Consider the following 24815-nt stretch of genomic DNA (forward strand, 5'->3'; position numbering starts at 1 on the left):
GGATGCATGTAATGTTCTGACCCATGTCGTCTTCCTCATCTCGTTGGGGCGCGCTCGCCGTGCTCTGTGCTGTGATCTTCCTTGACGCCCTTGACGTGTCGATGGTCGGCGTGGCGTTGCCCTCCATCCAGCACGATCTGGACCTGTCCACCTCCTCGCTGCAGTGGGTGGTCAGCGGCTACGTGCTCGGCTACGGCGGTCTGCTGCTGCTCGGCGGCAGGACCGCCGACCTGCTCGGGCGGCGCAGGGTGTTCCTGGTCGCCTTGGGCGTCTTCGCCATCGCCTCGCTGCTCGGCGGACTCGTGGACGACGGGACATTGCTGATCGCGGCCCGGTTCGTGAAGGGCGTGGCCGCCGCCTTCACCGCTCCGGCCGCTTTGTCGATCATCACGACGACGTTCCCCGAAGGGCCGGAGCGCAACAAGGCGTTGAGCATCTTCACCGCCTGCGGCGCCAGCGGCTACTCCCTCGGACTGGTGATCTCCGGCCTGCTCACCGAGATCGGCTGGCGCTGGACCCTGCTGATGCCCGTGCCGATCGCGATCATCGCGCTCGTCGCGGCGTTGAAGGTGCTGCCCCGCGTCGCCGAGGACCGCGCCGAGGGCGGCCACGACCTGGTCGGCGCCGTGCTGATCACCGCCTCGATGCTGCTGCTCGTCTTCACCGTCGTGCAGGCGCCCGAGGCCGGCTGGGCCTCCGTCCGCACCATCGGCTCGCTCGTGGCCAGCGCCGCGCTGCTCGGCCTGTTCGTCCTCGCCGAGCTGCGGATGCGCCACCCGCTGGTGCGTCTCGGCATCCTGCGCTCCGGCTCGCTCGTCCGCGCCAACCTCGGCCTGCTCATCCTCATGGGCTCGTACGTGGCCTTCCAGTTCGTCGCCATGCAGTACTTCCAGAACCTGCTCGGCTGGTCCGCCCTCGGCACGGCCCTCGCCTTCCTGCCCGCCGGGCTGCTCGTCGCGGTGACCTCCACCAAGATGGGCGACTTCGCCGACCGGTTCGGCACCGGCAAGCTCATCGTCATCGGCGCCGCGGCGCTGGCCGGCGGCTACGCGATGTTCCTCGGCATCGACGAGCGCCCCAGCCTGGGCGGCCTGGTCATCCCGGGCATGGTGCTGCTGGGCGTGGCGTTCGCGCTGTCGTTCCCGTCGCTGAACATCCAGGCCACCAACGGCGTGGACGACGACGAGCAGGGCCTGGCCTCCGGCCTGCTCAACACCTCCGGCCAGGTCGGCGGCGCGATCGTGCTGGCCGTGGTCACCGCGGTCCTCACCTCCGGCCCGGCCGGCGGCCTGTCGATCGGGGCGCTGCGGTCCGCGATCGTGGTGTCGCTGGTCCTGGCGGTGATCGGGCTCGGGATCTCCGCCTTCGGACTGCGCCCCGCCAGGCCGGCCCTGGTGGAGGAGCCCGAGGTCAAGGCGTACGAGACGGTCTGACGGCCGCTCACGGCCCGCACCGGCGTCGAAGGGTCCCGCGGACGGCGGGGCCCTTCGACGTACGCGGGCCTCGTGGCGGAAAACCGGGCGACGGCTGGGGCGGTCGGGTGGGCTTCGCGGGGGTGCGGGCCGGGCATCCCCACGGTATGAGCACGTCATCCCCGGCGCGGCCGCGCCTGGTGGGAGTCCGCCGCCTGCCGGGTGTCACCGGGCGGCTCCTCCCGCACCCCGTCCTGCGGTTCCTCCCGCGGTCCTCCCCGCGGCCCCTCCTGCGGGTCCTCGCCGGGCTCGCGGTGCTGGCCGCCGTGGCGTCCCTGACCGCCTGTGGGGCCGGTCCCGACGGTGTCGCGACCGCCACCGTCTCGCCCGAGCCCGGCGCCCCCGTACGGCCCGGCGAGGACACCACCACCCCGGGCCCGGCCACCACCGGCGGTCCGGCCACCGCCACACCCGGCGCGTCCGCCGCCTCCGCGCGCCCCGACGAGCTCGCCGCCACGGCCCGCCCGACCGGCACCGCCCCCGTGGAGGTCGAGCGCGACCGGGGTGAGCCCACGCTGGTGACCGGCGTCCGCACCGGGCGCCACGACGGGTTCGACCGCGTCGTGGTGGACGTCAAGGGCGGCCTGCCCGGCTACACCGTCCGCTGGGTGGACGAGCTGCAGCAGGACGGCTCCGGCAAGCCGCTCGACCTGCGCGGCCGCCCCTGCCTGTACGTCCTGCTCACCCCCGCCGAGGCGCACACCGAGGACGGCGCCCCCACCTGGACCGGCACCCCGATCGGCCAGCCGCTCGGCAACGTCACCGGCATCCTCAAGGCGGGCGACTTCGAGGGCCGGGTGAGCATCGGGATCGTCGCCGCGTCGAAGACCCCCTTCCGGGTACGCGAGTACACCCGTCCCGACCGACTGGTCATCGACGTGGCACACTGACATCGTGGTGAGAAGGATCGAAGGACCCACGCGGATCCCGGTGCCCGGCGGCAAGCTCATCGACGAGCACGTCGGCCGGGTCAACAGCGGCGACGAGGCGGTCTCCATCGCCCACATGGTCGCCCCGCCCGGCTGGGAGGAGCCCGCGCAGACCCCGTCGTTCACCGAGTACACCGTCGTGCTGCGCGGCGCCGTCCTCGTCGAGCACGCCGAGGGTGTCATCGAGGTGGCGGCCGGGCAGAGCGTGGTGTCGGAGCCGGGCGAGAAGATCCGCTACAGCGCCGGACCCGACGGCGCGGAGTACATCGCGGTCTGCCTGCCGGCCTTCAGCCCCGAGACGGCCGGCCGCGACTGAGGGCCGTGTCCCGCCCGCGTGGCGGGGCATGCCGTACGTGCTCCCTGAGGCGGGGGAGAGGCCACATATCATGGCCTGATGAGCCCCACGATTGACGAGATCCGCCGGGCGCCCAAGGTGCTGCTCCACGACCACCTCGACGGCGGCCTGCGGGCCGAGACGATCGTGGAGCTGGCGCGCGAGGCCGGTTACGGCGGGCTGCCCACGACCGACCCCGGCGAGCTGCGGCAGTGGTTCGAGGAGGCGTCCGACTCCGGTTCGCTGGAGCGCTACCTCACGACGTTCGACCACACGGTGGGCGTCATGCAGACCCGCGAGGCGCTGGTCCGGGTGGCCGCCGAGTGCGCCGAGGACCTGGCCGCCGACGGCGTCGTCTACGCCGAGGTGCGCTTCGCGCCCGAGCAGCACACCACCGCCGGGCTCAGCCTCGACCAGGTGGTGGAGGCGGTGCTGGAGGGCTTCCGCCAGGGGTCGGAGGGGCGCGGCATCCGCGTCGGCACGCTGCTGACCGCGATGCGCCACGCCGCCCGGTCGATGGAGATCGCCGAGCTGGCCGTCCGCTACCGCGACGTCGGCGTGGTCGGCTTCGACATCGCCGGCGCCGAGGCCGGCTACCCGCCCACCCGCCACCTCGACGCCTTCGAGTACCTCCAGCGGGAGAACGCCCACTTCACCATCCACGCCGGCGAGGCCTTCGGGCTGCCGTCGATCTGGCAGGCCATCCAGTGGTGCGGCGCCGACCGGCTGGGGCACGGCGTGCGGATCATCGACGACATCTCCGTGGCCGAGGACGGCACCGCCAAGCTGGGCCGCCTCGCCGCCTACGTGCGCGACAAGCGCATCCCGCTGGAGATGTGCCCCACCTCCAACCTGCAGACCGGCGCCGCCCGCTCGATCGCCGAGCACCCCATCGGGCTGCTGCGCCGCCTCTACTTCCGGGTCACCGTCAACACCGACAACCGGCTGATGAGCTCCACCAGCCTGTCCCAGGAGTTCGCCAAGCTGGCCGAGGCGTTCGGCTACGGCTGGGACGACCTCCAGTGGTTCACGGTCAACGCCATGAAGTCGGCGTTCCTGCCGTTCGACGAGCGGCTGGCGCTGATCAACGGCGTCATCAAGCCCGGGTTCGCGCGGCTGAAGTGGCAGCCGTGAGGCAGGCGTACCGGTCGAGGTTCGCGTTCATCCTCGGGTGGGTGTGGGTGGCTTTCGCCGCGCTCAACGTCTTCGACCTGATCGTCCGCTACAACGGCAAGGCGTCGCTGGTGGCGCTGGCCGTGCTCGCCGTGCTGACGTCGTTCGTGTACCTGGCCGCGCTCAGGCCGGTCACCCTCTTCACCGAGACCGCGCTCGTCGGCCGCAACCCGCTGCGCACGACCACCCTGCCGTGGGCGTCGATCGAGGAGGCCACCGTCTCCCACTCCATCAACGTCCGCTACGACGGCGGGCTGCTGCGGCTGTGGACGCCGATCAGCGGCGCCCGCGAGCGGGCCAAGGCGCAGCGCCGGGGCGCGGCACCGCCGCGGCGGGGCCGCTTCACCACCGAGCCGGTGCTGAGCCCGGCCGAGCAGGCCGCGGCGCAGGCACTGGCCGGCAAGACCCACGCCGACTGGGTGGGGGAGCAGATCGCCGAGCGCGCCGAGTCCGCCAGGCGGCGCGCGCAGGACGCGGGGCCGGTGCGCGTGTCGTGGGCGTTCGACTCGTTCGCGGCCCTGGCCGTCGCCCTGGTCATGGTGGTCGTCGCCGTGGTCGCGGGCTGACGGAGCGCCCCACGGCCGCCCGCGGCGTTGACTCTGACATCGTGTGAGGCCCTACACCTGGGGAGGTCATGTTCGGTATCGGAGACTTCGCCAGGCTCGGGCTCGTGTCGGTGCGCATGCTGCGCCACTACGACGCCCTCGGCCTGCTGCGGCCCGCGCACGTGGACCCGGTCACGGGCTACCGCTCCTACGAGGCGGTCCAGCTCTCCCGCCTCAACCGCGTCGTCGCGCTCAAGGACCTCGGCTTCACGCTGGAGCAGGTCAGGGCGATCCTCGACGACGAGGTGAGCACGGAGGAGCTGCACGGCATGGTGCGGCTGCGCCGCGCCGAGCTGGAGGCGCGCATCAGCGCCGACCGGGCCCGGCTGCGCGGCGTCGAGGCGAGGCTCCGCGCGATCGAGAAGGAGGGCGGCATGGGAGCCGTCGACGTAGTGGTCAAGAAGGTGCCCGCGACCAGGGTCGCGGAGCTGAGCGCGATCGCCGCGAGCTACGAGCCGGAGCACATCGGGCCGGTCATCACGCCGCTCTACCGCGAGCTGGGCGCGCGGCTGGAGGCGGCGGGTGTGCCCAAGGCCGGTCCGGGCATCGCGTACTACCTTCCGGAGGAGGACGGCACGGTGCGGGTCCACGCCACGTTCCCCGTCGCGGCCGGGACTCCCGTCGGTCATGATCTGCGGGTCGTCACCCTGCCGGGCGTCGGGACGGCGGCCACGGCCATCCACCACGGGTCCATGGACGGGGTGGGTGCGACGTTCCAGGCGCTGGCGCACTGGATCGAGGAGAACGGCTACCAGGCCCTGTCGCTCGGCAGGGAGGTGTACCTGAACTGCCCGGAGGAGGAGGACGCGTGGGTGACGGAGCTCCAGATCGAGGTGACGGCGGCGGACACGCTCCCGCGGACCTCGAACGCCACCGCGCCGAGCTGACCGGCCACTGCTACCGCATGCTCGGCTCCGGGTTCGAGGCCGAGGACGCGGTGCAGGAGACCCTGGTCAAGGCGTGGCGCAGCCTCGACCGCTACGACCCGGGCCGCGCCACCCTCCGGTCCTGGCTGTTCGGCATCGCCACGAACGTCTGCCTCGACATGCTCCGCGGCCCCCAGCGCCGGGCGCGCGCCATGGACCTCGCCCCGGCGGCCGCGCCCGGCACGGGCCTGGGCGCGCCGCTGCCCGAGGAGCGGTGGATCCTGCCCGTCCCCGACGGCCGCGTGCTGCCCGCCGACCCGGCCGAGCAGGCCGTCGCCAGGGAGACGGTACGGCTGGCGTTCGTGGCCGCGTTGCAGCGCCTGCCGCCGCGTCAGCGGGCCGTGCTGATCCTGCGCGACGTGCTGCGCTGGCGCGCCGCGGAGGTGTCCGTGCTGCTCGGCGTGAGCGTCGCCGCGGTCAACAGCGCGCTGCAACGCGCCAGGGCCGTCCTGCCCGCCGCGCCGGACGGCCCGTACGGGGAGGTGGACGAGGAGCTGCTCGGCCGGTACGTGGACGCGTTCGAGCGGTACGACGTCGAGACCCTCGTCGCGCTGCTGCACGAGGACGCCACGATGTCGATGCCGCCGTTCACGTGGTGGCTGCGCGGCCGGGAGAGCGTCCGGACGGTCATGCTCGCCGCGGGCGCGCCCTGCGGCGGCTCCCGGCTGGTCCCGGCGGGACGGGCGAACGGGGCGGCGGCCTTCGGCCAGTACCAGGAGGGGCGGCCGTTCGCGCTCCTTCTGGTCGAGACGTCGGGCGGCCTGGTCACGGGCACGACCACCTACCTCGGGGACAGGCTGTTCCCGCTTTTCGCTCTGCCGATGAGTTCGGCGCCTCCGCTCCGTACCAGAGGGTGAGAGTGACGAACAGCGGACAGCGACTGACAGCAAGCGAGGAGCGACCATGCCCCGTGTCGTGGAACACCCGGACCGTCCCTACGTCGGCGTGCGCAGGACCATCACCATGACGACCTTCGGCGAGGTGGCCGACCGCATCCCCGGGCTGTTCGCCTGGCTGGAGCGTCGCGGCGTCGCGCCGGCCGGGGGCCCGTTCCTCAGGTACCGCGCCATCGACATGGCCGCGGACCGCCTGGAGGTCGAGGCCGGTGTCCCGGTGGCCCGGCCGCCGGCGGCCGACGGGACGGAGGGGGAGATCTTCGCCGCCGTGCTCCCCGCCGGCCGTTACGCCACCGTCTCCCACCACGGCCACCCCGACCGCCTGGCCGGCGTCGTCGACGACCTGCTGGCCTGGGCGGCCGAGGAGAGCCTGACGTGGGACCTCGCGGAGCGGGACGGCGCCGAGCTCTGGGGCTGCCGCCTGGAGCACTACCCGACCGACCCCCGGATCGAGCCCGACCCGAACAACTGGGACATCGACCTGGAATTCCGCCTCGCCTGACGTGTCACGAAGCCTCGCCGGACGTGCCACGAAGCCTCGCCTGACGCGCCACGAGGCCGGCTCCCATGGGTCCAGATCTGGTCCTGTCGACTCTGGGCCGACCAGATCTGGGCCCACCGCTGCCGGTCCGGCGGCGGGCGGAGCCGGAGTTCACGCGTGTCGGGCGAGGTCCAGTGCCTTGGTGAGGTCGGACTTGAGGGCTTCGAGGGCGTGGGACGCCTCGGTGCGGGCCGCCGGTACGTCGTCCGTGACCGGGACCACCACCTCCAGGTAGCACTTGAGCTTGGGCTCCGTGCCCGAGGGGCGCACGACGACGCGGGCGCCGCCCGACAGCGTGTAGCGCAGGCCGTCGGTCGGCGGCAGGCCGCCGTCGCCGCGGCTCAGGTCGTCGGCCCGCTCGACCGTGCGCCCGCCCAGCGTGGCCGGAGGGTCGGCCCGGAGGCGGGCCATGGCGCCGGCGATCAGCGACAGGTCATCGACCCGGGCCGAGAGCTGGGCCGTGGCGTGCAGGCCGTAGCGGCGGGCCTGGTCGTCCAGGAGGTCGAGGAGCGTGCGGCCGTCGCGCCGGGCGGCCGCGGCGATGGCCGCGACCGTGAGCGCGGCGCCGATGCCGTCCTTGTCGCGCACCGGCAGCCCGGCCCCGGACCCGACGCTGTAGCCGATGGCCTCCTCGTAGCCGAAGACCAGTCCCGGCCCCGCCTTGATGATCCACTTGAAGCCGGTCAGGGTCTCGCCGTAGCGGACGCCGTGGGCGCGGGCGATCTTGCCCAGCAGGGTGGAGGAGACGATCGTGGTGGCCACCATGCGGTCGCCCGTGGTGTGGGTGATCACGTGCTCGGCCAGCAGCCCGCCCACCTCGTCGCCCGTCAGCATGCGCACCGAGCCGCCGGGCAGCGGGACGCCCACCGCGCACCGGTCGGCGTCGGGGTCGTTGGCCAGCACCAGGTCGGCCCCCGTGCGCGCCGCCAGCGCGGACGCGAGGTCCATCGCGCCGGGCTCCTCCGGGTTGGGGAAGGCGACCGTGGGGAAGCCGGGGTCGGGGTTGCGCTGCTCCTCGACCGCCATCGGGCTCTCGAACCCCGCCCGCAGGAACGCGTCGGTCAGCGTGCCGCCGCCGACCCCGTGCAGCGGCGTGTACGCCACCCGCAGCGCACGGGCGTCGCCGAGGGGCAGGGCGGTGATCGCGTCGATGTAGTCGTCGACGATGTCCTCGCCCAGCTCCGTCAGCGTGCCCGGTGAGCCGAGCGGCAGCTCGTCGACGCGGCCCACGGCGTCGATCGCGGCCGAGATCTCGCTGTCGATCGGCGGGGTGATCTGCGAGCCGTCGCCCCAGTAGACCTTGTAGCCGTTGTCGCGGGGCGGGTTGTGGCTGGCCGTGACCATGACGCCGGCGTCGGCCTCCAGGTGGAGCACGGAGAAGGCGAGCACCGGGGTGGGCAGCGGGCACGGCAGGATCGAGGCGTGCAGGCCCGCGCCGGTCAGCACGGCCGCCGTGTCGCGGGCGAACACGTCGGAGTTGTGCCGGGCGTCGTAGCCGATGACCACATGCCTTCCGGGGCCGAGCACGGCGGCCAGGCCGGCGGCGGCGCGCATGACGGTGACCCGGTTCATGCGGTTGGGGCCCGCGCCGAGCTCGCCCCGCAGCCCCGCCGTGCCGAACTCCAGCTTGCGCCCGAACCGGTCGAGCAGCGCCGCGGAGTCGCCCGAGTCGAGGAGGGCCGACAGCTCGGCCCGGGTCTCGGGGTCGGGGTCCTGGAGCAGCCACGCGCGGGCGGCCGCGACGAGGTCCTGGCCGGCGACCGGGCCGGCGGCGGGACCCGAGGTCGTGCGCGGGTCCGGGGTCGTGCGCGGGTCCGGGGTCGTACGGGGGTCGGGCGTCGTGCGCGGGTCCGGTGTCGTACGGGGGTCGGGCGTCATGTGCGGGTCCGGTGTCATATCCGGTCGACGACCTTGGCGAGCAGGACGCCCATGCGGGCGGCCGTGGCGCGGCCGACCTCCAGGACCTCCTTGTGGTCGAGCACCTGGTCCGACAGGCCCGCGGCCGGGTTGGTGACCAGGGAGACGCCGAGCACCTCCAGCCCGGCCTCCCGGGCGGCGATGGCCTCCAGCACCGTGGACATGCCGATGAGGTCGCCCCCGAGCGTGCGCAGCATGCGGATCTCGGCCGGCGTCTCGTAGGTGGGGCCACGGAAGGCGACGTAGACGCCCTCCGCGATGGACGGGTCCACCTCGTGGACGAGCGCCCGCAGCCGTCTGGAGTAGACCTCGGACAGGTCGATGAAGGTGGTGCCGGTGATCGGGTTGGCGCCCGTCAGGTTGATGTGGTCGCTGATCAGCACCGGGTCGCCGACCTGCTGCGTCTCGGGGCGCAGGCCGCCGGCGGCGTTGGTGAGGACGACCGTCCGGACGCCCGCCGCGGCGGCGGTGCGCACGCCGTGGACCACCGCGTCGACCGGCCGCCCCTCGTAGAGGTGGGTGCGGCCGAGGAGGACGAGCGCGTGCCGGCCGGCGCCGGTGCGGACGACGCGGATCCTGCCGCCGTGTCCGGCCACGGCCGGGGCCGCGAAGCCGGGCAGGTCGGTGAGCGGGACCTCCGCCACGACCTCCCCGAGCGCGTCGGCGGCCGGGACCCAGCCGGAGCCCATCACGAGGGCCACGTCGAAGCTGTCGAGGCCGCTCGCCGCCTTCAGTGCCGCGGCGGCCTCACCGGCCAGTTTGTACGGGTCGTTGGTCACCTCAGTAGTTTAGGAGCAGCCTGTCGAGCACCCGCACGCCGAACTGGAGCGCGTCCACCGGCACCCGCTCGTCCACGCCGTGGAACATCGACGCGAAGTCCATGTCGCCGGGCAGCCGCAGCGGCACGAAGCCGAAGCCGCGCACTCCCAGGTCGGCGAAGAAGGTCTTGTTGTCGGTGCCGCCCGACATGCAGTACGGCACCGCCCGCGCCGTCGGGTCCTCGGCCTTCAGGGCCGCGATCATCGACTCGACCAGGGCGCCGTCGAACGACGTCTCCAGCGCGATGTCGTGGTGGACGAACTCCCGGCGCACCTTCGGGCCGATCAGCTCGTCGATGGTCTTGAAGAACTCGTCCTCGTGGCCGGGCAGGAAGCGGCCGTCGATGACGGCGCTCGCCTGGCCGGGGATCACGTTGGACTTGTAGCCGGCGTCGAGCTGGGTGGGGTTGGCGGTGTGGTTGAGGGTGGCGCCGACGAAGCGGACCAGTGGCCCGATCTTGTCGAGGACGGGCGCGGGGTCGTTCTCGTCGAAGGGGATGCCGAAGGCGGCGGCGACCTCGGTGAGGAACGTGCGGACGGTCGGGGTGAGCGTGATGGGCCACTCGTGGGCGCCGACCCGGGCGACGGCCTTGGCGATCTCGGTGACGGCGTTGTCGGAGTTGAGCATGGAGCCGTGCCCGGCGGTGCCGTCGGCGATCAGCCGCATCCAGCCGAGGCCCTTCTGCGCCGTCTCGATGAGGTAGAGCCGCAGCGACGGGTCCACCTCCAGGGAGTAGCCGCCGACCTCGCTGATGGCCTCGGTGACGCCCTCGAACAGCTCGGGGTGGTGCTTGGTGAGGTGCTTGGCGCCGTACACGCCGCCGGCCTCCTCGTCGGCGACCCAGGCGAAGACGAGGTCGCGGCGCGGGCGGCGGCCGTCGCGGGTGAGCTGGCGCAGGACGGCGAGCATCATCGCGTCCATGTCCTTCATGTCGACGGCGCCGCGGCCCCAGATGTAGCCGTCGCGGACCTCGCCGCCGAAGGGGTCCACGGACCAGTCGGCCGCGTTGGCGGGCACCACGTCGAGGTGGCCGTGCACGAGCAGCGCGGGCAGCGACGGGTCGGTGCCCTCCACGCGGGTGATCACGTTGCCGCGGCCGGGCTCGCTCTCGATGTAGGCGGCCTCGATGCCGACCTCGGCGAGCCGGGCCATGACCGCCTCGGCGGCCGCGCGCTCCCCGGGACCGCTGCCGTCGCCGTAGTTGCTGCTGTCGATCCGGATCAGCTCGGAGCAGAGCTCGGCGACCTCGTTCTCGGCGGGAGTGGCGGCAGGAGTGGCGGCGGGAGTCATGGTGTCCTTTCCAGGGTGAGAAGGCCGGACTTGCGGAGGTGGCCGCGCTTGTAGGCGCGGGTGATGAGGGTGACGTCGGTGCCGGTGACCTCGTCGAGGCCGCCGACGACACCCGTGAGCAGACGGTAGAGGGCGGCCTCGTGGGCCACCGCCACCTGCACGATGAGGGAGTGGGTGCCCGCCGTCGCGGCGCAGTAACGCACGTGGGGGTGGGCGGCCAGGGTGCGGCCGACGGCGTCGAGCCCGCCGGGGCGGACCTTGAGCCAGAGCTGGGCCTCCACCTCCAGGTCGAGCAGGGCCGGCTCGGCCTCGGCGCGCAGCAGCAGGAGCCGGCGTTCGAGGAGCGAGGCGACGCGCCGCCGGGCGGTGGGGACGGAGACGTCGAGCCGTTCGGCGATGGCGGTGAAGGCGATGCGGCCGTCGGCGACGAGCAGTGCGGCGATCTCCTGCTCCAGCGGCGACATGCCGTCCTCGTCGGGCAGGGGGCCGCTCGCGGCGGCCGGGCGCAGCTCGGCCACCTCCTGCTCGGTGAGGTACGGCGCGTGCCACTCGGCCACGGTCCGGAACGTGTGCAGCACGACCTGGGTCTGCGTCTGGAGGACGCCGTCGATCTCGGGCACCTGCGCGGAGATGATGTCGTGCAGCGCCTCGCGCGACGGCGACACGAGCTCGCAGCCGATGTCGGCGACGCCGGTGAGCGAGTAGACCGAGCGGGTGTCGGGCCGGTCGGCCAGGGACTTGGCGACGGACGCGGCCGTGCCGGGACGGACCTGGACGTGCAGGTGGACGGGGCGCCCGTGGCCGGAGCGGAGGTCGTCGTAGATGGCGGTGACGCGTATCGCGCCGTCGGAGATCAGGCGTTGCAGCCGGCGCGCGACCGTGCGCTCGTGCTCACCGACCGCCCTGCCGATCTCCCCCCACGTGGCGCGCGGGCTGACCTGGAGGGCGGCGACCAGCCTTCGGTCGAGAACGTCCACTCAGAGCCGTTTCTGTGTCGGGTTTGTAAATATATGCCTTGCTATTTGACTGTTTCGGTCGTCCAATTGCACAGTAAGCCATACCGCACCTTTCAGCAAAGGAGCCCCTGTGGCGACCTCCCCCGTTGCGCCGTCCCCTGTCGGCATCCCCCGAAGCCGCGTCCGTCAGCTCATGGCGGCCAGCGTCGGGAACGTCGTCGAGTGGTTCGACTGGTACACCTACAGCTTCCTGGCGATCTACTTCTCCAAGCAGATCTTCCCCGACACGGGCGACTCGCTCGTCCCCCTGCTCAGCAGCTTCGCCGTCTTCGCCGTCGGCTTCTTCATGCGCCCGCTGGGCGGGCTGGTCGTGGGCGCCTTCGCCGACCGGTTCGGCCGCAAGGCGGCCATGACGTTCACGATCATCCTGATGGGCGGCGGCTCGCTGCTGCTGGCGGTCACGCCGACGTACGCCGCGGCCGGGCTGCTCGCGCCGATCATCCTGGTGCTCGCGCGGCTCATCCAGGGCCTGTCGGTCGGCGGCGAGTTCGCCGCCGCCACCACGTTCCTCGTGGAGTCGGCGCCTCCCGGCCGCCGCGGCCTGTTCTCCAGCTTCCAGTACGTCAGCACCACGATCGGCCAGCTCCTGGCCTCCGGTCTGGCCGCCGTGCTCGCCGCCTCGCTCAGCGACACCGACATGAGCTCCTACGGCTGGCGCATCCCGTTCGTGATCGGCGCCGTCATCAGCCTCGTGGGGCTGTGGATCCGCAAGGGCGCCGAGGAGACGAGCACGGTCGCCGAGGACATCCGCCAGGGCAGGGCCGAGCGGCCGAAGATGTTCGAGTTCCTGGTCCGCTACCCGACCAAGGCCGCGCTGATCGTCGGCATCACGGTCGCGGGCACCGTCTCCTACTACACCTGGACGACGTTCCTGCCGACCTACGCCCAGCTCAGCGTGAAGTTCGACAAGGCCGAATCGCTGACGGTCGGCACGATCTCCCTGGTGTTCTTCATGATCCTGCAGCCGCTGCTCGGCATGCTGTCGGACAAGGTCGGCCGCCGGCCGATGCTCATCACCTTCGGCCTGGGCTTCCTCATCCTGCCGGTGCCGCTGCTCGGCCTGCTGTCGAACTCGTTCGCCAGCCTGCTGCTCATCCAGTGCGCCGGGATGGTCTTCCTCGGCTGCTTCACGTCGATCTCAGCGGCGGTCAACTCCGAGCTCTTCCCGACCCGGGTGCGCGCGGCCGGCGCCGGCTTCCCGTACTCGCTGACCGTCGCGATCTTCGGTGGCACGGCGCCGCTGATCGGCACGGCGCTGCAGGACGCCAAGGCGATGTACCTCTTCCCGTGGTACGTCTCGGCGCTGGCGCTGGTCTCCACCTGCGTGTACGTGTTCGCGCTGAAGGAGACGAAGGACCAGCCGCTCGGCTAGCTCAGGTGCCGAGGGACTTGCAGGGGCGGCCGCGCAGCCCCTTGACGTAGTCGTCGGGGGCGCCCGCCCGCTCCGCCGCGTCGGCCAGGATGCCGAGGTAGCGGGCGGAGGGCAGGCCCCCCTCGTAGCCGTTGAGGACGTAGAACCAGGGCACCAGCTCGCCGTCCAGGGTCTGCACCCGCAGCCGCACCTTGTGGTACAGGCCACGGACCGCGCCCTCCCACTGGTCGAGCGAGGTCTCGTCCACCTCGGGCACGTCGTACAGGACGACGAAGACGTGCTCGTCGGGGTCCTCGACGATGGTGGACAGCGCGCCTTCCCAGCCGATGTCCTCACCGCCGAACGTCAGTCGCCAGCCCTGCAGCCAGCCGACGCCCCGGATCGGAGAGTGCGGGGCGCGCATGGCCATCTGCTCGGGGTCCATGTTGCTGCCGTAGGCGGCGTAGACAGGCACAGCAGACAAGGGTAGCGCGGTGAGGACCGCCCCGTTCGTCGGCGGGCCGGACGATGCGGGAGAATGGTACACGTGACGAAGATCGTGATCATCGGCGGCGGACCAGGCGGATACGAGTCGGCCCTGGTGGCCGCGCAACTAGGCGCGCAGGTCACGATGGTCGAGCAGGACGGCCCGGGCGGCGCCTGCGTGCTGACCGACTGCGTGCCGTCCAAGACGCTGATCGCGACCTCCGTCCGCAAGCAGGCCCTGCTCGACGCCCCGTCGCTGGGCGTCGGCTTCTCCGGCGGCGACGACGGAGACATCGGCGCGGCGACCGTGGACCTGCCGCTGGTCAACAAGCGGGTCAAGGAGCTGGCCCAGGCCCAGTCGGCCGACATCGCGGCGCGCGTCGCCGCCGAGGGCGTCGAGATCGTCAAGGCGCGCGGCAGGCTCGTCGACCCGCAGGTGGTCAAGGCCGGCGACCGCACGATCCGGGCCGACGTGGTGCTCGTCGCCACCGGCGCCACCCCGCGCGTCCTGCCGGGCGCCGAGCCCGACGGCGAGCGCATCCTCACCTGGCGCCAGCTCTACGACCTGGAGGAGCTGCCCGAGCACCTCATCGTGGTCGGCTCCGGCGTCACCGGCGCGGAGTTCGCGGGTGCCTACCGCTCGCTCGGCGCCGAGGTCACGCTCGTCTCCAGCCGCGACCGCATGATGCCCAACGAGGACGCCGACGGCGCCGAGGTGCTCGAAGAGGTCTACCGCCGCCGCGGCATGAACGTCATGGGCCGCTCGCGCGCCGCCTGCGTCAAGCGCACCGCCGACGGCGTCGTGGTGACGCTGGAGGACGGCCGCACCGCCGAGGGCTCCCACGCGCTGATGACGGTCGGCATGGTGCCCAACACCGGCGGCATGGGCCTGGAGGAGGCCGGGGTGCAGCTCGACCGGGGCGGCTTCGTCAAGGTCGACAAGGTCTCGCGCACCTCCGCGCCCGGCGTCTACGCGGCGGGCGACTGCACCGGCGTGCTCATGCTCGCCTCGGTGGCGGCCATGCAGGGCCGCATCGCCGTCTGGCACGCGCTCGGCGAGGCCGTCCAGCCGCTGCGGCTGGCCACCGTGGCCTCCAACATCTTCACCGATCCCGAGATCGCGGCCGTCGGCGTGGCGCAGCGGGCCATCGAGGCCGGCGAGATCGAGGCCAACGTCGTCAAGCTGCCGCTCGCGACCAACGCGCGGGCCAAGATGCAGGGCTTCAACGACGGCTTCGTCAAGCTGTTCTGCCGGCCCCACACCGGCATCGTGCTGGGCGGCGTGGTGGTGGCGCCGCGCGCGTCGGAGCTGATCCTCGCCGTGTCGGTGGCGGTCCAGCAGCGGCTGACCGTGGACCAGCTCGCGCACACGTTCGCGGTCTACCCGTCGCTGTCGGGCTCGATCACGGAGGCGGCCCGCCGCCTCATGCAGCCCGAGGCCTCCATCGGCATCTAGTGTCATCCCCCTGAGATTTCGTCGGTGATGTTCAGCGAGGGATTCCAGAACTTCTTCAGCGGTCCTGGTCCATGTGAACGCCGGCCTGACGCGACCGGCATCATCCGGTCAGGCGGTCCAGCAGCCGGCTGGCCTGCGTGCCGACGCGTAGCGTGACCTGCTCGCGGTGGTGGTCGGGCGGTGAGTACGTGGCGATCACCGGGGGGACGCGCAGCGCGGGATCGTCGTAGGCGGCCCGCAGCCGTTCCGTCGTCAGCGCCGGATCCTCCAGCAGGGCCGCCAGCTCGTCGGCGAGGGGGAACGTCGCCTCACCCGGGGGCTGCGGGGAGTCGAGCATGCCCCACAGGTCCCAGCTGATCATCTCCTGCTTGTTCATGGCGGTGAGGTCGAACACGACATTGTGCACCAGGTACGGCCACGACCTCAGTGACGGACGCTCGGCGCCGGGCGCCACGACGAAGCGTTCCGGGTCCGCGCGGCCATCGCGGCACAGCCGCCAGGCGCTCGCCCCGGTCAGGAACCGGTCGCGGGGCATGTCGGTGAGCGGGAGCGGGCGCGTCTCGCCCGGCGGCGTGTAGCCCTCCTCGAACTCGGGCTCCACCAGTCGCCAGCGCCCCTCCGCCGGGTCCCACACCTCGGGGATCATGTGGTCCAGCCACCAGCCGGGTACGAGGTAGTCGGCGAAGCCGTACCTGGCCCGGGCCGCGAAGCCGTGGTGCCGGGCGATGGCGAGGAAGATCACCGTGTGGTCGCGGCAGCAGCCCACCACCCGCTCGGCCGGGGCGCGGCGGGCGAGCGGCGAGTCCGATCTCAGCTCGCGGACGCGGGCCAGCAGGGCGTCGGCGTAGCGCAGGTTGATCTCGCCGATCCGGTCGGCGGCGATCCCGTGGCCGGTGATGTCGCCGTAGGCCCAGTAGTGGAACACCAGCCGGGCGGCCGCCTCGCGGATCGAGGTCAGGTCGGCGGGGACGGCGTCGATCCACCGGCGCAGCTCACCCGGGTCGGTGACGGTGCTCTGGGACGAGTAGAACTCGATCATGGCGCTGCCTCTCACGTCGCGGGCCCGCCGCACAGTGTGGGCGCCCGAGCCGCAGCGGCACTACTGCTTTTCCGCACACAGGCCGCGTGCGCCGCGCTTCGATGCCGGGCGCTTGCTTCTCCGCGTACCGGCCGCCCGCCTCGACCGGACGGCCCCGCCTTCGCCCCTCTTGGCCAGGGCGTCGTCACCCCCGCCTCCCTTGACCGGGACGTTGACACCTCCGGCCTCCGGCGGGGTTCGGGCGGACCGAAACGTTGACGTTTGTTGGTATGGAGACCAAACTAATCCACGAGCTTGGCGAGAAGCCCTGGAAGGAGCCTCCATGCCGTACCGCCCCCCGCTGGTCGCGCACGAGTACTTTGTCGCCGACCCGCCCGAGCTGCCGGTGCGCGAGCACGGAGAGGGCGGCCTGTCCGCGGTGACCGCCGCCGAGCCGGTCGCCGTGGGCGAGGCGGGCGTCATGCTGAAGGCGACCACCAGCGCCGAGGAGACCCTGGTCGTGCAGGTCGGCGTGGCCGGCGAGGGTGTGATCCGGGTACGGCTGAGCGAGGACGCGGGCGCCCGCCCCCGCTCCGAACGGGCCATCACGCTCGTCACTCCCGGCACGTACGAGGGGGCCCGGGCCGAGGCGGTTCCCGGCGGCCCGATCGTCGTGGACGCCGGCTCGCTGCGGGCCGAGATCAGCCTGTCGCCGTGGCATCTGCGCTTCACCGACGCCTCCGGCCGGACCCTCGTCGAGCAGGACCGGGGCCACACCGACATCAGCGGCCGGATGCGCACGCTGCCGTTCGGCCGCTCCGCCGCGGGCGGCGTGCCGGCCGCCTACCACGAGAGCTTCGGCGCGGCCCCCGACGAGGCGTTCACCGGGTTCGGCGAGTCGTTCACGCCGCTGGACAAGCGCGGGCAGCGCCCGGTCATGTGGAACTTCGACGCCTTCGGCGCCGAGTCGCAGCGCGCGTACAAGAACGTGCCCCTGTACGTGTCGAGCAGGGGGTACGGCGTGCTGCTGGACAGCGGCGCCCCGGCGGAGTTCGACGTGTGCCAGTCCACCCACAGCGTCGTGCAGGTCCTCGTGCCCGACGACGTCCTCGACTACTACGTGCTGGCCGGGCCGACCCCGCCGGAGGTGCTCGACCGGTACGACCGGCTGACCTGCCGCCCCGCGCTGCCGCCGAAGTGGGCGTTCGGCACCTGGATCTCGTCGGGGTTCTTCGTGGACAGCCAGGAGCGGGTGCTCACCCGGGCCCGCACGATCCGGGAGCGGGGCATCCCGTGCGACGTGCTCCACCTGGACACGTACTGGCAGGCCGAGGGCCACTGGTCCGACCTGCGCTGGGACCCGGAGACGTTCCCGGACCCGGAGGCGATGCTGGCGGAGCTGGACGGCATGGGGTTCAAGGTCTGCCTCTGGATGAACCCGTACATCTCCCACCTGAGCCCCGCCTTCCTGGAAGCGGCCAACGCCGGATATTTCCTGAAAACGGCGGCGGGGGAGGCGTACGTCGCCGACTGCTGGCACGGCTCGTTCCCGCCCTGCGGCATCGTCGACTTCACCAACCCCGAGGCCGTCGCCTGGTTCCAGGGCCTGCTGCGCCCGCTCCTGCGGCAGGGCGTGCAGGCGTTCAAGACCGACTTCGCCGAGGGCGTGCCGCGCGACGCCGTCGCCGCCAACGGCATGACCGGCACCGACCTGCACAACGTCTACACGCTGCTGTTCAACGACGCCGTCGCCGAGGTCACCCGCGAGGTCCACGGCCACACCCTGGTCTGGGCGCGCTCGTCGTTCCTCGGCGGCCAGCGGCACAGCGCCCAGTGGGGCGGCGACACCTACACCAGCTACGCGGCCATGGGCAGCACGCTGCGCGGCGGCCTGGCGCACGGCCTGTCGGGCGTGCCGTTCTGGAGCCACGACGCGGGCGGCTTCACCGGCCGCCCCACCGACGACCTGTACGTGCGCTGGACCCAGTTCGGCGCGCTGTCGCCGCTGCTGCGCCTGCACGGCACGACCAGCCGCGAGCCGTGGGAGTTCCCGGCGGTCGAGAAGCACGCGGTCGAGGCGCTGCGGCTGCGCTACCGGCTCATGCCGTACCTGTACTCGGCGGCCGTCGAGGCGGCCAGGACCGGCGCGCCGATGATGCGCGCCCTGTGCGTCGACCACCCGGACGACCCGGTCGCCTGGCAGGCCGACCTGGAGTACCTGCTGGGGCGGGACCTCCTCGTCGCGCCCATGACCTCACCGGACGGCACGCGCCAGGTCTACCTGCCGCGCGGCGAGTGGGTCGACTACTGGACCGGCGAGGTGCTGGCCGGTCCCCGCTACGTCCCCGTCGCCAAGCCGCTGGAGCAGGTCCCGCTGTTCGTCCGGCACGGCGCGCTCCTCCCGGTCACCGTCCCCGGTGACACGGTCGGCACGCCGGGCGAGCTCACCCTGGTCGCCTTCGGGGGCGGCGACAGCCGTACAGAGATCCACGACACCGATGGCGAGACCGTCGTCGTGGCCACCCGGGACGGCGACACGCTGCGCGTGGCCGTCACCGGACCGAAACGGATCGCCACGGTCGAGTTCGCCCCGGTGGAGGGCGCGCCCGGTCGGGCCGTCATCACTCAGGAGAGATCATGAACAAGTCGATGGGCGTCGCGGCGCTGGCCGCCGTGGCGCTGGCGCTCGCGGCCTGCGGAGGCTCGGGCGGCTCGGGCGGCGGCGGCAAGACCGCCGCGAGTGGCCAGCCGCGCGTGCTCAAGCTCTGGCACTACGAGACCGCCGACAGCGCCATGGGCAAGGCGTGGGCCGAGGCGGTCAAGCGGTTCGAGGCGGCGCACCCCGGCGTGACGGTGAAGTTCGAGGAGAAGGGCTTCGAGCAGATCCAGAAGACCGCCAGCATGGTGCTCAACTCCGACGAGGCGCCCGACGTCATGGAGTACAACAAGGGCAACGCCACCGCCGGCCTGCTGTCCAAGCAGGGGCTGCTGGCCGACCTGAGCGAGCAGGCCACCAAGCGCGGCTGGGACAAGCTGCTGCCGGGCGGCCTCCAGGTGACCGCGAAGTACGACGACCGGGGCGTCATGGGCTCCGGCAAGTGGTACGGCGTGCCGAACTACGGCGAGTTCGTGATGGTCTACTACAACAAGGAGCTGTTCGACAAGCACGGCGTCAAGGTGCCCACCACGTTCGACGAGCTCACGGCGGCCCTGGACACGTTCGTCAAGGCCGGCGTGACGCCCATCGCCACGGCCGGCGCCGAGTACCCCGCCCAGCAGATCTTCTACCAGCTCGCGCTGACCAAGGCGCAGCGGCCGTGGGTGGACGCCTTCCAGTCGTACAAGGGCAAGGTGGACTTCCACGGGCCCGAGCTCACCTACGGCGCCCAGACCCTGGCCGACTGGGTGAAGAAGGGCTACCTCGACAAGAACTCGGCCGGGCTCAAGGCCGAGGACATGGGCGTGGCCTTCATGAAGGGCACGTACCCCATGATGATCAGCGGGAGCTGGTGGTACGGCCGGTTCGCCTCCGAGATCAAGAAGTTCGAGTGGGGCCACTTCCTGTTCCCCGGCGCCACCATGTCGCCCGGCTCCAGCGGCAACGTGTGGGTCGTGCCCGAGAAGTCGGAGAACAAGGACCTCGCCTACGACTTCATCGACATCACGATGAGCAAGGACATCCAGAACCTGCTCGGCAACTCCGGCGGCGTCCCGGTGGCCGCCGACCCGGCGGCGATCACCGACCCGAAGAGCAAGGAGCTCATCGAGAGCTTCAACAAGCTCACCTCGGCCGACGGGCTGGCCTTCTACCCCGACTGGCCCGCGCCCGGCTACTACGACGTGATGGTGGCCGGCACGCAGAACCTCATCAACGGCAGCAAGACGCCGGCCCAGGTGCTGGACGAGATCGCCAAGCCGTACGAGGACAACCTCGCCGACATCGGTGACTAGATGAGCGCTCGCACGAAGGGCTACTGGTGGTACCTGGTCCCCAGCCTGGTCCTGTTCCTCGCCGTGATCGTGGCGCCGTTCCTCATGAACGTCGCCACGAGCTTCACCCGCTGGTCCGGCGTGGGCACACCGCGCTGGATCGGCCTGGACAACTACACACGGCTGCTGGGCGACGAGCGCTTCTGGCAGTCGTTCCAGCACAACGTCGGCCTCATCGTGGCCATGGCGATCGTCCCGACGGCGCTCGGCCTGGTGCTGGCGGCCGTCCTGTTCGACTACATCGGCCGCAGGTTCGGCTCCCGCACGGCCGCCGCGCTGCGGGCCGCGTACTACCTGCCGCAGGTGCTGCCCGTGGCGGTGGCCGGCGTCGTGTGGGGCTGGATGCTGCACCCGTCGTACGGCGCGGTCAACCAGATCTTCGGCCTCAAGCTCGACTGGCTCGGCGACCCCGACCTCGCGCTGGCCACGGTGATGGCCGTCATGGTGTGGTTCCAGCTCGGCTACCCCGTGGTCATCTTCATGGCCGGGCTCCAGCGGGTGGACCCGGCCCTGCACGAGGCGGCGCAGATCGACGGGGCGTCGTGGTGGCGCAGGTTCTGGCACATCACGATCCCGCAGATCCGGCCGGAGACGTTCGTGGTGCTGCTGACCTGCACGATCGCGGCGCTCAAGGTGTTCGGGCCGATCTACGTGCTCACGCGCGGCGGTCCGGGCAACGCCACGATGGTGCCGTCGTACTTCTCGTACCTGAACTTCTTCCAGAAGAGCAACGTCGGGTACGGCTCGGCCATCGCCACGGTGCTGGCCCTGATCATCATCGTGGTGACGTTCCTGTTCCTGCGCGTGCAGGAGCGTGAGCGATGAGGGCGGGGCCGGGCCGGTGGGCCGTGCTCGCGGCGCTCGTCCTGCTGGCCGCGGTCATGCTGTTCCCGTTCCTCATCGTGGCGGTCAACGCGGTCAAGTCGCCGGCGGAGTACGGCGCGGAGGGGCCGCTGAGCCTCCCGGGCGAGCTGTACCTCCAGGGCATCGCCGACTTCTGGCAGCGCGTGAACTTCGGCGGCAAGCTGTGGAACAGCTTCGTCATCAGCGGCTCGGTGGCGGTGCTGGCCGTCGTGCTCTCGGTGCTCAACGCGTACGCGCTGGGCATCGGGCGGGTGCGCGGCCGGCTGTGGATCCTCGTGCTGTTCCTCGTGGGCAACACGCTGCCGCAGGAGGCGCTGGCCTACCCCCTCTACTACCTGTCGAAGGAGGTGGGCCTCTACGACTCCAGGCTCGCGGTGATCATCGTGTTCACCGCGATCCAGGCGGCGTTCGGCACCTACCTGCTCAGCGCCGTGCTCGGCCAGTTCCCCAGGGAGATCCTGGAGGCGGCGGCCATCGACGGCGCGGGCCGCTTCCGGGCCCTGTGGCGGATCGTGGTGCCCATCAGCCGCCCCACGCTCAGCGTCCTGGTGATCTTCTTCTTCATCTGGACGTGGAACGAGTTCTTCCTGCCGCTGATCTTCCTCATCTCCAACGACAACCAGACGGTGCCCGTCGCCCTCGGCGTCCTGCAGGGCGAGAAGTACATGGACGCCACCATGTCCAGCGCCTCGGCGCTGCTCGGCATCGTCCCGGCGGTCGCGTTCTTCCTGATCTTCCAACGCACGCTCACCCGAGGCGTCACGGTCGGCGCCGTCAAGTGATCCTCCCGCTCTGGAGACTCCCATGTCCCGACGTTTACGCAGCACACCACTCCTGGCCGCCCTCGCTCTGGCGGCGTCGTTCCTGACGGCCCCGGCGCACGCCGCCGACGAGCCGCCCTTCCGGGATCCCGCTCTGCCGCTGGAGCAGCGCGTCGACGACCTGCTCGGGCGGCTCACCCTGCCGGAGAAGCTGGGCCTGCTGCACCAGTCGCAGCAGGCGATCCCGCGCCTCGGCATCCCGTACCACAAGAACGGCACCGAGGCGCTGCACGGCGTCGCCTGGTCCAACGACCTCGACGACGGCTGGAAGGTGAAGTCCGCGAGCGGCACGGTCTTCCCGCAGGCCGTCGGGCTGGCCAGCACGTGGGACCCGGAGCTGATCAAGCGGGTCGGCGCGGCCGTGGGCGACGAGGCGCGCGGCTACAACGCCGTCAACCCGACGCTGTGGGGGCTCCAGGTGTGGGCTCCTGTCGTGGACCTGCTGCGTGACCCGCGGGCGGGCCGCAACGAGGAGGGCTACTCCGAGGACCCGCTGCTGACCGGCGCCATCTCCACCGCGTACGGCAAGGGCCTGCAGGGCGACGACCCGTTCTACCTGAAGACCGCGCCGGTGCTGAAGCACTACCTCGCCTACAACAACGAGACGAACCGCGGCCTCACCAGCTCCAACCTGACGCCCAAGCTGAAGAACGAGTACTACCAGAAGGCGTTCCGGGCCGCGATCTCGGCCGACGCCGCGACCGGCGTGATGGCCTCCTACAACCTGGTCAACGGCCGGCCCAACCACGTCAACCCCGACCTGGACGAGGTCGTCCGGTCGTGGACGGACAAGACGCTCTACAACGTCAGCGACGCCTGGGGCCCGTACGCGCTGACCGAGACGGAGAAGTACTACGACGACAAGGCCGAGGCGTTCGCCGCGGTGCTCAAGGCCGGGCTCGACGGCTACACCGTGGACGACAGCAACCCCGGGCCCACCGCCCAGCTCCTCACGGCCGCCCTGGAGCGCGGCCTCATCACCCAGGCCGACGTGGACGACGCCGTGCGGCACGTGCTGTCGATCCGGTTCCGGCTCGGCCACTTCGACCCGGACGGCGGGCCGTACAAGAAGATCACCAAGGAGGTGATCAACAGCGCCGAGCACCAGCGGCTCAACCGGGAGACCGCCGGCAAGGCGGCCGTGCTCCTGCGCAACTCCGGCCTGCTGCCGCTGGCCGGACCGAAGAGCGCCGCCGTCGTCGGACCGCTGGCCGACCGCCTGTACCCCGACTTCTACGGCGGCCAGCTGCCCTACCAGGTGACCCCGCTCGACGGGATCAAGGAGCGCGTCCCCGGCGTCACCGGCGGCGCCGGACTGGAGCGGATCGCGCTCAAGCACCTCGGCTCCGGCAAATACCTCACCGCCACCGGCTCCGGCCCGGACGACAACGTCGCGCTCACCGACACCACCCCCACCCCCGCCTCCCAGTGGGACCTGACCGACTGGACCGGCGGCGTGTCCACGCTGCGCAACGCGGGCAACGGAAAGCTCCTCGGCGGCGACTGGCGCTCGCTCGACACCGACGACGCCGACCCCAACGGCTGGTACGTCCAGCAGCAGTTCGCCCTGGAGAAGCAGGCCGACGGCTCCTACCTGGTCCGCTACGCCGGCTACGAGAGCATCGAGAGCTGGTACGGCCTGCCCGACCCGTACGTGACCGTGAACGCCGACGGCACGCCCGGCCTGGCCCCGAAGGCGCAGGCGGCCCACTTCGCCAAGGAGGTCGTCTCCGACGGCGTCGCCGCGGCGGCCGAGCAGGCCCGCAAGGCCGAGGTGGCGGTCGTGATGGTCGGCAGCCACCCGTTCGTGGCGGCCCGCGAGGTCCACGACCGCGCGAACCTCCAGCTCGGCGAGGGGCAGCGGCGGCTGATCGAGGCGGTGCGCAAGGCCAACCCGAGGACCGTGGTCGTCCTGGAGACCAGCTACCCGGTCATCGTGGACGCGCCGACGCTGCTGTGGACCACCCACGCCGGCGCCGAGACCGGCCACGCGGTCGCCGACGTGCTCTTCGGCGACGTCAACCCGGCCGGGCGGCTCACCCAGACGTGGTACGCCACCGACAAGCTGCCGAGCATCCACGACTACGACCTGGTCAAGACCGGGATGACGTACCTGTACCACCAGGGCCGGCCGCTCTACCCCTTCGGCCACGGCCTCAGCTACACCACCTTCGGCTACCAGGGCGTGCGCGTCCAGGGCGAGCAGGTCAGCGTCAAGGTCACCAACACCGGCAAGGTGAAGGGCGAGGAGGTCGTGCAGCTCTACACCCACCAGCGGCGCTCCCGCTTCCCGCAGCCGGTCGAGCAGCTGCGCGGCTTCCAGCGGGTCGCGCTGGCCCCCGGCGAGAGCAGGACCGTGACGTTCCCGCTGAAGCGGTCCGACCTCGCCGTGTGGGACCACACGCGCGGCAAGTGGGTCGTGGAGACGGCCAAGCACGACGTGCTCGTGGGCTCCTCCTCCGACCAGATCCGGGCCCGGACGACGCTCCAGGTGACCGGCGAGACCGTCCCGGTCCGGGACCTCACCCAGGTGACGCGGGCCATGGACTTCGACGGCTACTCCGGTGTGGAGTTCGCCGACGAGTCCAAGGTCCGCGGCGAGGTCGTGGCCGGCTCCACCGGGGACTGGATCTCCTTCACCGGCTCCTCCTGGGGGTCCCGCCTCACCGCGGGCGTCGCCTCGGTGAGCGGCGGCTCCGTCGAGCTGCGGCTCGGCTCGCCCACCGGCGCCCTGCTCGGCACCGTGCAGGCGCCGGCGACCGGCGACGTCTACCGGTACGCCACGGCGAGCGCCACGGTGAAACCCGGCAAGGGCGACCTGTACGTCGTCTTCAAGGGGGACCTGCGGCTCAGGGACTTCACCCTCGCCCGGTGATGTCCTGTGGCGGCCACGAGCACGGCCGTGGCCGCC

The 24815-nt window shown here is 71.9% G+C and carries 21 protein-coding genes; 15 read left to right on the forward strand and 6 right to left on the reverse strand.

The genetic code is table 11. The annotated features are described in order from the left end of the window. Positions 1-23: 23 nt before the first annotated feature. The 8 genes from AB0H64_RS17270 to AB0H64_RS17305 all read left to right on the forward strand — a co-directional run bounded on the left by AB0H64_RS17270 (position 24) and on the right by AB0H64_RS17305 (position 6837). Positions 24-1433 carry an MFS transporter gene (locus tag AB0H64_RS17270; RefSeq protein WP_357624980.1) on the forward strand — a complete coding sequence of 470 codons (1410 nt, stop codon included), beginning with the start codon at positions 24-26 and terminating at the stop codon, positions 1431-1433. 146 nt (positions 1434-1579) lie between these two features. Beyond that, on the forward strand, positions 1580-2362 hold the full coding sequence (locus AB0H64_RS17275) for a hypothetical protein (RefSeq protein ID WP_357624983.1): 783 nt from the start codon (positions 1580-1582) through the stop codon (positions 2360-2362). 4 nt (positions 2363-2366) lie between these two features. Then, positions 2367-2717: a cupin gene (locus tag AB0H64_RS17280; RefSeq protein ID WP_357624986.1), complete on the forward strand. Its 351-nt coding sequence runs from the start codon at positions 2367-2369 to the stop codon at positions 2715-2717. A 78-nt stretch (positions 2718-2795) separates the two neighbouring features. Beyond that, the gene (locus tag AB0H64_RS17285) at positions 2796-3869 is read left to right on the forward strand and encodes an adenosine deaminase (protein WP_357624988.1); all 1074 of its coding nucleotides are present in this window, start codon (positions 2796-2798) and stop codon (positions 3867-3869) included. Further along, the gene (locus AB0H64_RS17290) at positions 3866-4474 is read left to right on the forward strand and encodes a hypothetical protein (RefSeq protein WP_357624991.1); all 609 of its coding nucleotides are present in this window, start codon (positions 3866-3868) and stop codon (positions 4472-4474) included. The genes AB0H64_RS17285 and AB0H64_RS17290 overlap by 4 nt, the downstream gene beginning before the upstream one ends. A 68-nt stretch (positions 4475-4542) precedes the next feature. Continuing rightward, the gene (locus AB0H64_RS17295; protein ID WP_357624994.1) at positions 4543-5400 is read left to right on the forward strand and encodes a MerR family transcriptional regulator; all 858 of its coding nucleotides are present in this window, start codon (positions 4543-4545) and stop codon (positions 5398-5400) included. Continuing rightward, complete coding sequence (locus AB0H64_RS17300; protein ID WP_357624997.1) at positions 5322-6296, forward strand: sigma-70 family RNA polymerase sigma factor; 975 nt, start codon at positions 5322-5324, stop codon at positions 6294-6296. Before AB0H64_RS17295 ends, AB0H64_RS17300 begins: the two co-directional genes overlap by 79 nt. A 46-nt stretch (positions 6297-6342) precedes the next feature. Next, complete coding sequence (locus AB0H64_RS17305; protein WP_357625000.1) at positions 6343-6837, forward strand: GyrI-like domain-containing protein; 495 nt, start codon at positions 6343-6345, stop codon at positions 6835-6837. A gap of 150 nt (positions 6838-6987) precedes the next feature. On the opposite strand, the gene AB0H64_RS17310 is transcribed toward AB0H64_RS17305, so the two are convergent. Genes AB0H64_RS17310 through AB0H64_RS17325 form a run of 4 tightly spaced genes read right to left on the reverse strand, consistent with a single transcriptional unit; the run spans position 6988 to position 11879 of the window. After that, the gene (locus AB0H64_RS17310) at positions 6988-8772 is read right to left on the reverse strand and encodes a phospho-sugar mutase (RefSeq protein ID WP_357625003.1); all 1785 of its coding nucleotides are present in this window, start codon (positions 8770-8772) and stop codon (positions 6988-6990) included. Beyond that, positions 8769-9572 (reverse strand): purine-nucleoside phosphorylase, encoded by an 804-nt coding sequence (locus AB0H64_RS17315; protein WP_357625005.1) that lies wholly within the window; start codon positions 9570-9572, stop codon positions 8769-8771. Before AB0H64_RS17315 ends, AB0H64_RS17310 begins: the two co-directional genes overlap by 4 nt. Before the next feature lies 1 nt (position 9573). Next, positions 9574-10902 carry a M20/M25/M40 family metallo-hydrolase gene (locus AB0H64_RS17320; RefSeq protein ID WP_357625008.1) on the reverse strand — a complete coding sequence of 443 codons (1329 nt, stop codon included), beginning with the start codon at positions 10900-10902 and terminating at the stop codon, positions 9574-9576. Next, positions 10899-11879 carry an Lrp/AsnC family transcriptional regulator gene (locus tag AB0H64_RS17325; RefSeq protein WP_357625010.1) on the reverse strand — a complete coding sequence of 327 codons (981 nt, stop codon included), beginning with the start codon at positions 11877-11879 and terminating at the stop codon, positions 10899-10901. The genes AB0H64_RS17320 and AB0H64_RS17325 overlap by 4 nt, the downstream gene beginning before the upstream one ends. A 109-nt stretch (positions 11880-11988) precedes the next feature. Here AB0H64_RS17325 and AB0H64_RS17330 point away from each other — a divergent pair, with 109 nt between their 5' ends. Beyond that, entirely contained in the window at positions 11989-13290 is a 1302-nt protein-coding gene (locus tag AB0H64_RS17330; protein ID WP_357625012.1) for an MFS transporter, read from the forward strand. A gap of 1 nt (position 13291) precedes the next feature. Here the strand turns inward: AB0H64_RS17330 and AB0H64_RS17335 are convergent, their stop codons facing one another. Next, a complete protein-coding gene (locus AB0H64_RS17335) occupies positions 13292-13744 on the reverse strand; it encodes a gamma-glutamylcyclotransferase (RefSeq protein ID WP_357625015.1) in 453 nt (150 codons plus the stop codon). A gap of 72 nt (positions 13745-13816) precedes the next feature. Between AB0H64_RS17335 and AB0H64_RS17340 the strand changes: the two genes are divergently transcribed. Continuing rightward, a complete protein-coding gene (locus tag AB0H64_RS17340) occupies positions 13817-15211 on the forward strand; it encodes an NAD(P)H-quinone dehydrogenase (protein ID WP_357625018.1) in 1395 nt (464 codons plus the stop codon). 100 nt (positions 15212-15311) lie between these two features. Here the strand turns inward: AB0H64_RS17340 and AB0H64_RS17345 are convergent, their stop codons facing one another. Continuing rightward, the gene (locus tag AB0H64_RS17345) at positions 15312-16250 is read right to left on the reverse strand and encodes a transglutaminase domain-containing protein (RefSeq protein ID WP_357625020.1); all 939 of its coding nucleotides are present in this window, start codon (positions 16248-16250) and stop codon (positions 15312-15314) included. Positions 16251-16572: 322 nt separating this feature from the next. Between AB0H64_RS17345 and AB0H64_RS17350 the strand changes: the two genes are divergently transcribed. Genes AB0H64_RS17350 through AB0H64_RS17370 form a run of 5 tightly spaced genes read left to right on the forward strand, consistent with a single transcriptional unit; the run spans position 16573 to position 24779 of the window. Continuing rightward, positions 16573-18870, forward strand: coding sequence for a TIM-barrel domain-containing protein (locus AB0H64_RS17350; protein WP_357625023.1), 2298 nt, complete (start codon positions 16573-16575; stop codon positions 18868-18870). After that, on the forward strand, positions 18867-20180 hold the full coding sequence (locus tag AB0H64_RS17355) for an extracellular solute-binding protein (protein WP_357625026.1): 1314 nt from the start codon (positions 18867-18869) through the stop codon (positions 20178-20180). The genes AB0H64_RS17350 and AB0H64_RS17355 overlap by 4 nt, the downstream gene beginning before the upstream one ends. Further along, positions 20181-21044 (forward strand): sugar ABC transporter permease, encoded by an 864-nt coding sequence (locus AB0H64_RS17360; protein ID WP_357625029.1) that lies wholly within the window; start codon positions 20181-20183, stop codon positions 21042-21044. Beyond that, positions 21041-21865, forward strand: coding sequence for a carbohydrate ABC transporter permease (locus AB0H64_RS17365; protein WP_357625032.1), 825 nt, complete (start codon positions 21041-21043; stop codon positions 21863-21865). The genes AB0H64_RS17360 and AB0H64_RS17365 overlap by 4 nt, the downstream gene beginning before the upstream one ends. Before the next feature lie 22 nt (positions 21866-21887). After that, the gene (locus AB0H64_RS17370; RefSeq protein WP_357625035.1) at positions 21888-24779 is read left to right on the forward strand and encodes a glycoside hydrolase family 3 C-terminal domain-containing protein; all 2892 of its coding nucleotides are present in this window, start codon (positions 21888-21890) and stop codon (positions 24777-24779) included. Positions 24780-24815 lie beyond the last annotated feature (36 nt).

The sequence above is a fragment of the Nonomuraea sp. NPDC050733 genome (genome assembly GCF_040654215.1).
Classification (GTDB): domain Bacteria; phylum Actinomycetota; class Actinomycetes; order Streptosporangiales; family Streptosporangiaceae; genus Nonomuraea.

Coding starts and splice junctions, on each gene's coding strand:
- AB0H64_RS17270 (WP_357624980.1), top strand. CDS start 24: ATGTCGTCTTCCTCATCTCGTTGGGGCGCGCTCGCCGTGCTCTGTGCT.
- AB0H64_RS17275 (WP_357624983.1), top strand. CDS start 1,580: ATGAGCACGTCATCCCCGGCGCGGCCGCGCCTGGTGGGAGTCCGCCGC.
- AB0H64_RS17285 (WP_357624988.1), top strand. CDS start 2,796: ATGAGCCCCACGATTGACGAGATCCGCCGGGCGCCCAAGGTGCTGCTC.
- AB0H64_RS17295 (WP_357624994.1), top strand. CDS start 4,543: ATGTTCGGTATCGGAGACTTCGCCAGGCTCGGGCTCGTGTCGGTGCGC.
- AB0H64_RS17305 (WP_357625000.1), top strand. CDS start 6,343: ATGCCCCGTGTCGTGGAACACCCGGACCGTCCCTACGTCGGCGTGCGC.
- AB0H64_RS17310 (WP_357625003.1), bottom strand. CDS start 8,772: ATGACACCGGACCCGCACATGACGCCCGACCCCCGTACGACACCGGAC.
- AB0H64_RS17320 (WP_357625008.1), bottom strand. CDS start 10,902: ATGACTCCCGCCGCCACTCCTGCCGCCACTCCCGCCGAGAACGAGGTC.
- AB0H64_RS17345 (WP_357625020.1), bottom strand. CDS start 16,250: ATGATCGAGTTCTACTCGTCCCAGAGCACCGTCACCGACCCGGGTGAG.
- AB0H64_RS17350 (WP_357625023.1), top strand. CDS start 16,573: ATGCCGTACCGCCCCCCGCTGGTCGCGCACGAGTACTTTGTCGCCGAC.
- AB0H64_RS17355 (WP_357625026.1), top strand. CDS start 18,867: ATGAACAAGTCGATGGGCGTCGCGGCGCTGGCCGCCGTGGCGCTGGCG.
- AB0H64_RS17360 (WP_357625029.1), top strand. CDS start 20,181: ATGAGCGCTCGCACGAAGGGCTACTGGTGGTACCTGGTCCCCAGCCTG.
- AB0H64_RS17365 (WP_357625032.1), top strand. CDS start 21,041: ATGAGGGCGGGGCCGGGCCGGTGGGCCGTGCTCGCGGCGCTCGTCCTG.
- AB0H64_RS17370 (WP_357625035.1), top strand. CDS start 21,888: ATGTCCCGACGTTTACGCAGCACACCACTCCTGGCCGCCCTCGCTCTG.